General features: G+C 40.2%; 11 protein-coding genes. 4 read left to right on the forward strand and 7 right to left on the reverse strand.

What is annotated here, in order from left to right; genetic code table 11:
* Window positions 1–126: 126 nt before the first annotated feature.
* Window positions 127–1,782, reverse strand: a complete 1,656-nt coding sequence (locus AC1F2U_RS33795; RefSeq protein WP_480265112.1) for a sodium:solute symporter family protein — start codon at window positions 1,780–1,782, stop codon at window positions 127–129.
* 9 nt (window positions 1,783–1,791) lie between these two features.
* Complete coding sequence (locus AC1F2U_RS33800; protein ID WP_289794861.1) at window positions 1,792–2,046, reverse strand: DUF4212 domain-containing protein; 255 nt, start codon at window positions 2,044–2,046, stop codon at window positions 1,792–1,794.
* Between the two features lie 547 nt (window positions 2,047–2,593).
* On the opposite strand from AC1F2U_RS33800, the gene AC1F2U_RS33805 reads away from it, so the two are divergent.
* Window positions 2,594–2,851, forward strand: a complete 258-nt coding sequence (locus tag AC1F2U_RS33805) for a site-2 protease family protein (protein ID WP_480265113.1) — start codon at window positions 2,594–2,596, stop codon at window positions 2,849–2,851.
* Between the two features lie 94 nt (window positions 2,852–2,945).
* Here AC1F2U_RS33805 and AC1F2U_RS33810 read toward each other — a convergent pair whose 3' ends face one another.
* The 4 genes from AC1F2U_RS33810 to AC1F2U_RS33825 form a co-directional block, all read right to left on the reverse strand.
* Entirely contained in the window at window positions 2,946–4,337 is a 1,392-nt protein-coding gene (locus AC1F2U_RS33810) for a hypothetical protein (RefSeq protein WP_480265114.1), read from the reverse strand.
* A 381-nt stretch (window positions 4,338–4,718) separates the two neighbouring features.
* The gene (locus tag AC1F2U_RS33815; protein ID WP_480265115.1) at window positions 4,719–6,389 is read right to left on the reverse strand and encodes a phosphatidylglycerol lysyltransferase domain-containing protein; all 1,671 of its coding nucleotides are present in this window, start codon (window positions 6,387–6,389) and stop codon (window positions 4,719–4,721) included.
* A 41-nt stretch (window positions 6,390–6,430) separates the two neighbouring features.
* Entirely contained in the window at window positions 6,431–7,339 is a 909-nt protein-coding gene (locus tag AC1F2U_RS33820; RefSeq protein WP_480265116.1) for an alpha/beta hydrolase, read from the reverse strand.
* A 134-nt stretch (window positions 7,340–7,473) separates the two neighbouring features.
* Complete coding sequence (locus AC1F2U_RS33825) at window positions 7,474–8,451, reverse strand: alpha/beta hydrolase (protein ID WP_480265117.1); 978 nt, start codon at window positions 8,449–8,451, stop codon at window positions 7,474–7,476.
* A gap of 142 nt (window positions 8,452–8,593) precedes the next feature.
* Here AC1F2U_RS33825 and AC1F2U_RS33830 point away from each other — a divergent pair, with 142 nt between their 5' ends.
* A complete protein-coding gene (locus AC1F2U_RS33830) occupies window positions 8,594–9,535 on the forward strand; it encodes a lysylphosphatidylglycerol synthase domain-containing protein (RefSeq protein ID WP_480265118.1) in 942 nt (313 codons plus the stop codon).
* A gap of 121 nt (window positions 9,536–9,656) precedes the next feature.
* On the opposite strand, the gene AC1F2U_RS33835 is transcribed toward AC1F2U_RS33830, so the two are convergent.
* Window positions 9,657–9,953 carry a hypothetical protein gene (locus AC1F2U_RS33835; protein ID WP_480265119.1) on the reverse strand — a complete coding sequence of 99 codons (297 nt, stop codon included), beginning with the start codon at window positions 9,951–9,953 and terminating at the stop codon, window positions 9,657–9,659.
* Between the two features lie 440 nt (window positions 9,954–10,393).
* On the opposite strand from AC1F2U_RS33835, the gene AC1F2U_RS33840 reads away from it, so the two are divergent.
* Both AC1F2U_RS33840 and AC1F2U_RS33845 read left to right on the forward strand, forming a co-directional pair.
* Complete coding sequence (locus tag AC1F2U_RS33840) at window positions 10,394–10,768, forward strand: hypothetical protein (RefSeq protein WP_480265120.1); 375 nt, start codon at window positions 10,394–10,396, stop codon at window positions 10,766–10,768.
* Between the two features lie 75 nt (window positions 10,769–10,843).
* On the forward strand, window positions 10,844–12,623 hold a 1,780-nt coding region (locus tag AC1F2U_RS33845), incomplete at its 3' end, for a tetratricopeptide repeat protein (protein WP_480265121.1).

Genomic DNA, 12,623 nt, shown 5'->3' on the forward strand with positions numbered 1-12,623 from the left:
GGGCAGAGGGGCAGAGGGGCAGGGGAGAATAATTAATAACCAATGTAATGCCGAATGCCCAATTGCCCTGAGCGTTCGCGAGTGCGTCTCGCAAAGAAGCCGAAGGGATGCCGAATGCCCAATGCTCTATTCTTCAATCAATGGGGTGCGGAGGTCTTCTACCATCGCTTGAATTTCTGCTGGAGGAGGTGGTGTTAGGCGTGAAACTAATAGGGTGACAGCGAAGTTAATTAGCATCCCCAAAGTACCAATTCCTTCGGGAGAAACCCCAAAAAACCAGGGTTGCATACCCCCAAACTTGACGCCGACAATGTAGATTATCGTAAAAATTAAACCCGTCAACATGCCGGCGATCGCACCTTCTGAATTGGTGCGCTTGTCGAAAATCCCCAGAAAAATCACCGGGAAGAAACTAGCAGCAGCTAAACCAAAGGCAAAAGCTACCACCTGACTCACAAATCCTGGCGGATTCACCCCAAAATATCCTGCGAGGACGAGGGAAAAACCTACCATGATCCGCCCGACAAACACCCGTTTTTGTTCTGAGGCTGATGAATCTATGATCCGGTAGTAGATATCGTGGGCGATGGAACTGGAAATTACCAGCAATAAACCTGATGCTGTAGACAAAGCAGCAGCCAAACCGCCAGCCGCTACCAAGCCAATCACCCACGGAGGGAGGTTAGCTACCTCTGGGGTGGAAAGCACGATGATATCTGGATCGATCTTTATTTCATTAGTGTCTTTATTTGGAGTTAACTGGAGACGACCATCCTTATTTATGTCATCAAAACCCAAAAGTTTAGTTTTTTCCCACTTTGCCGCCCAGTCTAGCTGCTGCACTTCTGCAACTGTATGATTGTGCAAAGAATCGATCAGGTTGTAGCGAGCAAACATGGAGAGGGCTGGAGCGGTTGTATAAAGAATGGCAATAAATAGTAATGCCCAACCAGCAGAAAAGCGAGCTGCACGCACGCTTGGTACTGTGTAAAACCGAACTATGATATGGGGTAAGCCAGCCGTGCCTACCATCAAAGCAATGGTGGTGAACAACACATCTAGCATGGACTTGTTCACAAATGGCTCAGTATACTGCTTAAAACCCAGGTCAAGCTGAATTTGATTGAGTTTTTCTCCAATATCACTGAAGGTAAATGCTAGTTGGGGAATAGGATTACCAGTGAGAAACCAGGCGATCGCGATCGCTGGAATCAGGTAAGCAAAAATCAACACACAGTACTGTGCTACTTGTGTCCAGGTAATGCCTTTCATGCCCCCCAACACAGAGAAAAAGCCGACAATCACCATACCGATGATTACGCCTGTATTGATATCTACTTGGAGGAAGCGGCTAAAAACAATCCCTACGCCCCGCATTTGTCCAGCAACGTAGGTGAGAGAGACGAAAATGGCTGCAACTACCGCCACCAAACGGGCGATATTAGAGTAGTAGCGATCGCCTACGAAATCTGGCACTGTATACTTACCAAATTTCCGTAAGTAGGGAGCCAGCAATAATGCCAGTAGTACATAGCCTCCCGTCCACCCCATTAAATAAATAGAACCGTCGTAACCCAAAAAAGAAATTAGCCCCGCCATTGAAATAAATGAGGCTGCCGACATCCAGTCAGCGGCGGTGGCTGCACCATTAGCAATTGAGGGTATTCCTTGACCTGCTATAAAGAAGTCTTTGCTATTTTCAACTCGTGATTGCCAACCAATATAAATGTAGACGACAAAGGAAAGTCCAACTAATACAATAGTCCAAATTTCAACTGACACGCTTTTTCCTCACTTCTTGATATTGTATTTGGCGTCTAGCTTGTCCATTTGAAAGGCATAAATGAAAATCAAAGCCACAAATACCAGGATTGATCCTTGTTGCGCCATCCAAAAGCCAAAGGGTACGCCAAAAAACCGTATTGCATTCAAAGGTTGAACCAACAAAATACTGAAAACTAGGGAAACCAATGCCCAGACAATTAAAAGATTACGAATTAAAGCAGTATTAGCACGCCAATAAGACCGACGCTGATCTTCATCCATTGTTGTTCATCATCATTGCGTTAGTGCATCAAAATAATACCAATAAGCCGTTGATATCCTGCCTAATGACTGTATTAATTTTTAAATTATTTAGTAAATAATATTTATTACAGCAGTATTAAATATAACCAAGCAATAAATGACTGAGAATTACTTTTTGGTCAGTTATAAACAAAGATTGGTTAATAAAGCTGAAATATCTCAGAAGTCATTAAGGACACGATAGCTTTATATACTAAAGCTTTTAATGTAAATTACGTGTTTTTACTTGTGATAGCAACACCATTAAATATTAAAAAAGACTATTTAAATTCATAAAAGCAATTTCTGAGCATAAAATCGATGAATTTTTATTTACAAAATATACGAATAATTACTATGGGCTTTTACGTAGTTATTTTAATAACATTTACATAAGGGTTTATTATTGCACTGAGAGATTGATTAGCAAAATATAGTATTTTATGATACAAATGCTGTTTTAGCCAGCTTTCCGATATATTGCAGTCGGTATAGATGAGAACCTAATCTCAGTCTTTCAGGGCTTTTGAGTGAAGATTTTTTTTACTTAGCAGGTCGGATTAATTTGACATTATTTTTGTTTAATCTCTTGCCAATTCCACCACTTGATGGATTTCATATTTTCAGCGAAATTTTTCCTAAGCTAAAGCCATTGCAATATACCCAATTCGGACTCTTTGCAATGATGCTTATATTCATAATTCCAGAATTTGGGATGGGACTGGCTAGTATTGCTGATTTAGTTATACAGTCATTGCTTGGGGAAGAGTCAGCAGCTTTTTAAGCGATAATGGATTATTTATAGTAGTCCTATTTGATTTGTGATAATTCTAACCCATATAACCCCGACTTTTCAAAGAAGTCGGGGATTTTTTGGATCACAAATGATTTAGGGTAGTTACCTTTTTGCTGTAATATTCAGTCTTGCTATAAATGCTGATAATACTATCACCAACTGCAAAAAAACTGCCTTGTTGCTCATCTTTAGAAAATTGCAAGTTTGGGTATTTAGCAGCAGCTTCATCAGCAGTCATGGCTTTGGCTTCCATTTGATCTGGCAATAGTCCAGTAGAACCAATGTAAAATACTAAGGGAGATATTTTATCTTGATAGATATTTTCTGCATATTGTTCTAACTTTTTATTTGCCACTGTTAAAGCTGCAACCATTTCTTCTTTGTTTATCTGCTTACCAATTTGTTTATCCTGCAATAACTGCGCTAAACTGTCAGCACCGACTTTCCGAAGAATACCTCCAACAATACCATTTTGCTCAAGCCCAAGAAAATCATCAAAAATTGGTTTCATCAATTCGTCAACTTTTGTAATCTTGGTTCGTGATGATAGCAATCTGTGCCTCACAGCGAGATTCTGATTAAATGCCGTCTCGAAACTCGGTTTAATGATAATTTCTCCAGTTTCTTTGTCGTAAAGACGATACATTCTATTGAGAAACTTGTTAGCAGAAGGTAACTTACTCAAGTTCAGAATATCTTGACTGCCGATATCGATTTTATAACTCAATTTTGAGTCAATAGTACCATTAGCTAAAGCTTCAGTGATATCAGTGTATTCATTGGTTGTAGGAAAGTTGATGTAAGTATTCTTAGATAGATAGTGCTTTTTAAACTCATCTAACTGCGCCTCGATAAATACATCTGATTCCTTTTTTAAGTGAGCGCAAATAATACTAGTCAGTACTTTAATTTCTGCTAGTTCATCGAATAGTCCATCAATACTGCCGTAACGACTATTAGCAGCTACAAGTGGCAAGTTATCTAACTGAATCGTATATTCTGCTCGGAAGTCAAATTCTTCTGCGTCCAGTATGCCTTTTTGTTTGAGTAAATCAAAGAATTTTTTACTGCTAATTTTTACTTGTAATGAATTTACATTGATTTTGCCGTCATTTACAATCGTATAATTATTAAAGGTGTTGAGTTCATTTACTAACAAACCTGCTACTTCAATAGTAGGAGTTTGGTCTTCAAATTTGGCAAGTTTAACTCTACGCTTGACAAGCATATTAAGAGTAGCCGTGTTGCGGCTAAACTGAAAATCGCCCATATCAACATACTCAGCATTATCTATATATTCTGTTGTTAACCAAGGTTGTACCAGTTCTCCATTTTCGTTTCTAACACCTCTAATACGCTTAATACCTGTTCTTTGATAATCTTCTTGTAAGTGCTTGATATTGACGATAATATTATTACGGTATTGTGCAAGAAGTTGGATTAGCTCTACTAGAGAAATTTGATTCTTTGTCATATTGCCACCTTCCAGATAAAGGTCAAGAATCTTTTAAATCTACTGTTATTGAAGTTTATTAATATTCCAAAATAAACTGTTCTTACCGTGCGAAATTTAATGGTAAGTTCGTGGACAATCGAGGATTTGAGTTTAAACGCAGAGGGGCGCAGAGTATAGCGCAGAGGAGCGCAAAGTTTGTTTGAGTTTATTCGCTACGAACTTAGGCAAAGCTGTACTTGGCATTGCATACTTATCAGACATTCATACTTTTATAGTACAATTGTATCATATAAATACCAAGTTGTGTCGGCGTCGCCCCTGCTAGACATCGCTGTGCAATGAGGTGTTATGGTATAAGGCAATTTAGTCAAAATCATTGCGAATTTTTTGAGTGCACATTTAGGCTCCGGGTTTGAAATAATCGAAGAGGCGATCGCCTGAATCTGCGCGAATTAATGCTACAACTACATCTGGTAAGGCAGCTAAACTGGGGTAAACCAAATAACGCGGTTCCCAACGGGGACGGAACTTGTCTTTGTAGGCGTGCAGTCCCTTGAAGTTGTAGAAGCGATTCAAATGCTCGTAAAGATAGTGCAATACTTTCTCCAAGCGGCGCGATTCGGGGTTGTCTCCAACTCCTGCAAGCGCCGAAAGACCGAAATTAAAGCTATCGTAACCAGACTCCTTAAAATGCTGGAGCAGGGAAATAAATAGAAAGTCCATTGTGCCATTTTCAAGAGATGAGCGATGTCGCATCATGTCAATAGTCGCTTCGTTAAGTTGGTACTCCCGGATAATGTTGGCAAAGGCGCTAATCTGACCTTCAGGATTATGCACCACAGCAATCTCGCACTCTCGCAGGTAAGCTTCGTCAAACCAACCCAAAGAAAATTGTTTTTCCGAACCTTGTACCATTTTTAGCCATTCATCACTTACAGGTTTGAGCCGATGCAATAAATCATTGGCGATGGGTGGTTGGTAAAAGTCAATTTGGTATCCTAGCTTAGTTAAACGACTGATTGATGGTCTAAAGTTTTTACCGGCTTTACCTTGTAACGTAAAACTTTTGAGATCAACGATCGCTTCCTCTCCAATCTTGAGTACCTTAAACCCCAATGACTTGTAAAGCTCAACATCATCGGGCATAGTTTGGTAGAAGCCAGGATACCAGTCGTTACGTTGGCAAAACTGCTGGAAAGCAATAATTGTCTCTTTCCGGTCTTCAATGGGGCCGATGGGATCTCCTAATGCGATCGCGCCCCGTCCTTTGGGAACATAAGCAATTACACTATTACCCGAAGGACTGAAATAATAACTTTTATCATTTAAGAGTGTGAGCGCTGCTAAAGAAGAACATCCATATTGCTCGACAATTTCTTTAACTCTTCGTTGCTCGTTTGTAGTTGCTAGATTCCGCCAAAACACAGGTTGCAACAGCATTACTATTGCATAAGTAATAGTACCTGCGGCAATAATATAGATAGAATTAGCAAAAAATTCTCCAAATCGACTCTTTGGTTGCAGTCCCCAATTATCCTCGGTGAAGAACATCGCCAAAGTCTGAACTGTCGCTTCACGCCAATTAAAATTCTCTGAAAACTTACCGTCTAACAAGTAAAATCCAATAGTTCCGTATGCCAGAGTAAATAATAAAGCGCCTATCAGCACTCTGACTCCCCGTGCAATGGAAGGACGGTCTGATTGCGCCGTGAAATAATGGCGCATCAAGATTAATTGCAGCAGCAAAACTCCAGAAAGTAGACTCTCTTCATAGTCCAGTCCCTTCAGCAAATGGCTGAAAATAGAAATTATTAGTAAACCAATGGTCAGTAACCAGGCTATTCTTTTACGGCGTAATAAATTAGTAGCAAGTGTTAATAAAACAAACCCAGTCAATGCTGCAAATATATGACCGGTGGCACGAATTTCAAATGGTAAAAATTCCTTTAACCAGTGAGTCCGCCCATACAGGTTAGGTGTAACTGCTGATAATAAATTTATTACTCCGACTAAACCTGTTAGGAAAGCTGCACTCCAAAGTCCAATCTGAGTTTTTAAATTATTTGTCATTTGTCATTTGTCATTGGTCATTTGTTTTGGCGTTAAAACTTTTAACTCTTAACTCCTAATTGTTTAAACTGTTCTCCGACATAGGAGAGTGAATCTTTAAGATGTTTGTGGAAGTAGTTCCAACCTACATTAGCACCAGACAAACCATGACCTCCAGGAAATGCATAGAATACGTGAGCAATTCCTAATTTATTTAAGGTTTCGTTAAAAGTTTTGGTAGAAGCTAGCAAATTAGTATCGTTCACACCTGCATCTAGGTAAACACGCAATTGCTTTCTGTCTTTAACTGGTAGCTGTTGCACAATTTGTTGAGGACTATTTTGTGAACCGCTGTCATCAGTAAAGTAACCGCTATGGCTAAACAAAATCTGAAAGTTGTTGAGATAGCGTAATCCAATATTAAATGCCCCCCATCCTCCAGAAGATAAACCTCCCAGTGCCCAAAATTGGGGTTCTTCCAAAGTGCGGTAGCGCGACTTGACAACTTGTACTAATTCTGAACCAATCAAAGTCCCCATTTTGCCATTCGGGCCATCAAAATAATCGGGGTCGTATAAAGGACTAGAACCGCGATTATCATTACCATCAGGTGTAATCACAATCGATGGCGGTAATTTTCCACTTTGATAAAGTTCATGCAATACATCTAAAAGTGCATATTTATCAGCATAAGCACGAGCATCATCATGACCACCGTGTAGTAAGAATATCACAGGGTAGCGCTTTTGCGGATTTTTGTTATAACTAGGGGGCAAAATCACGCCGTAGTTACGGACTGCACCCATCGCTTGGGAGTTGAAGGTTGCTAATTGAAACTTTAGCCCAGTATTTGCCTCTTTTTTTGGTGGGTCTAGTTGTGGCGCACCTAAGGTGAATACATAATAATAACCAGCGCTAGTGAGGAGTGCGATCGCTCCTACTAAACCAATTAACAATTTATAAATCTTCATACTCTTTTAAAGTAAAAAAAATCACCTCCGTTAGAAGCTACTATAATTAATCTGCTGAAAAATTGCACTAGGGTTTTTCACATTAATGTTTAAGTATCAACAGTTAGGTGTAGTCTTATTGCTCAGAGGAATTTTCAATTATTTTGATTAACTTTCTTGCGATTAATATTTAAATTATCAGGCATATTTGCTGTTTCTGAAGCTCGAAATTGTTCGCCGACAAATGTCAATGAGTTTGCTAAATGTTTCCGCCAGTATTGCCAAGTGTGACTGCCAGGAAACTCACGAAAAGAATTATAAATTTTCAGTTGATCTAGTACTTTACTAAATCGCTCGGCTTCGCGGATTTCATCAATATCTGATGTACCCGAATCCAGGTAAATTTTCAATTTTTTTTGAGCTTGTACCGGAATAGTTTTGATATAAGATATTGGGCTATTTGCTGGGCCACTTTTATCATTAAAATAACCACTATGACTAAATAAAATCGAGAAACGATCCAGATTGTGTAATCCCACATTTATTGCTCCCCAACCACCAGAAGATAAACCACCTATCGCCCAAAAATCTGGATTATTTATTGTACGATAACGGCTTTGTACAACTTTTACTAACTCATCGCCTACGGCTGTAGAGACTTTACCGTTAGGGCCATCGATATATTCGGGATCTCGGTACGGACTAGAGCCGCGTTTGTCGTTACCATCTGGTGTAATGATGATGCTGGGTGGCAATTTACCTGTAGCATAAAGTTGTTCTAAAGTCTTGAGAGCTTGTCCCTTATTTTTAATAAACCAATCACTGGGATTACCATGTCCGCCGTGGAGGAGAAAGATTACAGGATAACTTTGTTTTAGGTTTTGCTCATAGCCAGGAGGCAAAGAAACGCCATAAGTGCGACTTGCACCCATTGCTTGACTATCGTAGGTTTCAATTTTATAGGTTAGGAGACTTTCTGAGTTGCTAGTATTGTGCTGGATTGGAACAACGGAAGGCATTGTTTGTAAATTCTGCTGTTGCGGTGGTTTTGCGACGACACTTTGGTAAAAATTACAGCTAACTAGGGTTAATACTGAAAATAGCAAGAGAATTTTAGATTGTTTGTAGTTCATCTTTGAAGGGAATTGAGCATGGGGTAGTCGTTGCTTGCCTTCAAAATTTTATGCAAATGATATGTCAATGCTGTGTCAACAGAATGGAAACTTTACGACTGGTTGTAAATTAAAAGTCAAGGTTAGGATAAGTTTCTTCACTATGCTTAAAAAGCTGCAACTGAATTTCAGTTCTTTGTTTGGCTTGTTGCTGCTGGTGCTTTCCCTGTTGGCGATCGCAAACGAATTACGTGAGTATAATTATCGTGATATCCTCAACTCTCTAGCTGCTATTCCCAAAAGCCGCGTAAGTTGGGCAATTTGGCTGACAACTTTGGGCTATCTAGTGATGATTGGGTACGATATCTTAGGTTTTAACTACATTAATCGTTCCCTAAGTTGGAATAAGATAGCTTTTACTAACTTTATTAGCTCTGCATTTAGTAATACTATCGGTTTTGCCTTGCTGACTGGTAGTGCTATCCGTTATCGATTTTATGCTAGTTGGGGAGTATCAGCAGTTGCGATCGCTCAAGTAATTGCTTTCGCCAATTTTACCTTTTGGTTGGGAATGTTTGCCGTTGCAGGTTTATTGTTCCTCATCAACCCCCTGAAGATTCCCACTCAATTACATTTACCTTTTGCTACTGTACGTCCCATCGGCGTAATTTTTCTGCTATTAGTTGCGGCTTATTTACTAGGAAGTATTTTTATAAAACAACCATTAATAATTCGTGGAAATGAATTTCGATTTCCTTCTTTTACAATATCCCTGGCTCAAATAGCAATTTCTAGTTTTGACTGGATTCTTGCAGCAGCAGTTCTTTATGCTTTACTTCCTAGCAATATATCTTTGTCATATCTAGACTTTTTGGGAATTTATTTACTAGCGATGTTTGCAGGTGTGGTTAGTAACGTACCCGGTGGTTTGGGAGTATTTGAAACTATAATTTTGCTGATTCTCTCCTCAAAAGTTTCGGCGGCGGCAGTTTTGGGTTCAATGTTAGCTTATCGGGGAGTCTATTATTTTTTACCTTTGCTAATTGCAGCAGGTTTACTAGGACTTTATGAAATTAGATTTAGATCCAAAAACTTCCGCAAATGAATCAACTATCAAGTCCAGTTTCAGGATGAACACTAAGAGATTCCTGATTTCTTGAAAAAGTCGGGTATCTAAAAATTTAAAGTAAGCAAAATCGATAAATACTGCTTCGGATATTCATACTTCATTGATTATACTGTTTTTCATTAAAAGACCAAAGAAAATTGAACATAAAATATCCAATTATTGGAAAAATAAACAGACCAATAAACAATCGTTGTAAAAATGATGATAACAAAGTTGGAATCAAAAATCTATTTTCTATAACACCTATCAAAAATCTCTTCTCTATAATAGTCATAGTGATTGCCAGTGAAACATCGGTGAAAATTCCCCAGAAAAAAAATCCATAAAAGATGCTATAGCGGAATCTTCCTATTACTCTAATTTTCGCCCATTTTGCCCTTTGTTTAGAATTCATAGATTCAATTTCTACTACCATCTCAAACGATTCATACAATTTTACAAGGATTGACACGTAATCCTTTAGCTAACCCTGGCATCGTTGGTGTAAATTTTTTGATTGACAGTAATTCATCTAGACCACCTGATCTATACTTTTGCAAATACCTTATGACAGTTGAGGTATCTTTCGCCAAACGTTTTCCAATTTCTTGTTGCTCCTTAACCTAACCACTCTTGAGCCACCACAATATCTGTAGCTTTTCTTTGTGTGTTTCCAAAGACGCTGTTTGTAGACGTTTTTTTAGTTACTCTTTGCTCTCTGCAATCTCAATCTTAAATGGGCGGCTCACGGGTATGTAAACTTACCGAGTTTGCTTTTCTTCATTATATGCAGTTCATATTAATTGGTATTAGACTGAGAACCATAAGTAAAATATCGTATATTTTGGGAAACTCATGGAGCCAGTATCGCTGACAGCAGCTGCGATCGCAACCTTGGTAATCACCAAAGCTTTTGAAAAAACTGGTGAAATCATCGGCGAAAAGGCTTGGGATGAAGGCGAAAAGTTGTTAGTTTTGCTGAAACGTAAGGAACCTAGCACGGCGAAGGTTCTCGAACAGGCTAAAACACAACCTTTAGATTACAATCAGGCTTATCTTGTTGGGCAGCAAGTAGAGGAAGCGGCAAAGAAAGATGATGAAATTGCTCAAGCAGTGGAAGCATTGGCTAAAGAAGCTCAACCGCAATTGACTCAAACTATTGAAAACTATAAAGGGATAATCATTAAAGGCGGAACTAATACTGTTTCTGGTAATACCTTTAACTTCTGACTACAGCCGCCCGAACGGGAACGGGTAAAGTTAAATCCCTCTACTGAAACACCGCAAAATTTACCCCTGAGTGGGGTGGTGGAGTTTGTCGGACGTGAAGAAGAATTGCAAAATCTTCACCAACTTTTGCAGGATAATAAACAAGTTGCGATCGCAGCTATTGCCGGGATGGGTGGAGTTGGTAAAACAGAACTCGCCTTACAATATGCCATCAAGCACCGCGAAACATATAATGGTGGGCTTTGCTGGTTGCTCGCAAAAACTGGAGATGTGGGCATTCAAGTTGTGCAGTTTGCGAGAACGCAACTTGATTTAAAGCCGCCAGAAGATTTTGATTTACTCGCCCAAGTGCAATACTGTTGGCGGCGTTGGCGTGAGGGTGATGTGCTGCTAATGTTGGATGATGTCAGCGATTACGAGCAAGTTAAGCCTTACTTACAGTCGCTACCTTCTCGGTTTAAAGTGCTGATAACTACGCGCCAGAACTTGGGACGCATCGCAAAGTTATCTTTGGATGTGCTGCAACCAGAGGCGGCGCTGGAGTTGTTGAAGTCTTTACTCAAAGAAACACCGGGGCGAATTGAGCGAGAATTAGCTTTAGCAAATCAGTTGTGTGAGTGGCTGGGATATTTACCTTTGGGTGTGGAATTAGTGGGGCGCTATCTGGCGCGGAAACAGGATTTATCTTTAACAGAAATGTTGCGGCGGTTGGAGAATAAGCGATTAGATGAGCGTTCCCTGTATAAATCTAAGTCGGAAGCCGACATGACAGCACAACGAGGTGTGTTGGCAGCCTTTGAGTTGAGTTGGCAGGAATTAGAGGACGATGATAAACAATTGGGTTGTTTATTGAGTTTATTTGCAGCCGCACCCATATCTTGGAACTTGGTAGAACAGTGTTTACCAGAGGTAGATGCCGAAGATTTAGAAGAAATCAGAGACGATCGCTTGCTGAATCTGCATTTACTCCAGCGCAAAGATGAGGGAATATATCAACTGCATCCTCTACTGCGGGAGTTTTTTCAATATAAGCTTACAGGTTTAGATAAGGGAGAGGAATTAAAGCGATCGCTTTGTCGGGTAATGGTAGCAGTTGCCCAATATATTCCTTACTCGCCCACCCTTGAGCAAATCAGCGCAGTTTCTCCCACCATACCTCATATAGCTGAAGTAGCGAATCATCTCATTCAATACGTCAGCAATGATGATTTACTTTGGCCTTTCGTGGGTAACGCTAGATTTTACAATGGTCAAGGTTTATATAATCAAGCTTTACCCTGGTATGAACAATGTCTAGAAGTCACTAAAAAGCTGCTGGGAGAAGAACATTCATCTGTCGCCACCAGCCTCAACAACCTAGCGGCACTCTACAACTCCCAAGGCAGATACAGCGAAGCCGAACCGCTTTACATCCAAGCTTTGGCACTCAGCCGTAAGCTGCTGCCAGAAGAACATCGAGATGTCGCCACTAGCCTCAACAACCTAGCGGAACTCTACCGTTCCCAAGGCAGATACAGCCAAGCCGAACCCCTTTACATCCAAGCTTTGGCACTCTTGCGTCAACTGCTGGGTGAAGAACATCCAGATGTCGCCAATAGCCTCAACAACCTAGCGGAACTCTACCGTTCCCAAGGCAGATACAGCCAAGCCGAACCCCTTTACATCCAAGCTTTGGCACTCAGGCGTCAACTGCTGGGTGAAGAACATCCAGATATCGCCTCTAGCCTTAACAACCTAGCGGAACTCTACCGTTCCCAAGGCAGATACAGCCAAGCCGAACCCCTTTACATCCAAGCTTTGGCACTCTTGCGTCAACTGCTGGGTGAAGAACATCCAGATGTCGCCAATAGCCTCA

This window comes from Nostoc sp. LEGE 12454 (assembly GCF_056620565.1).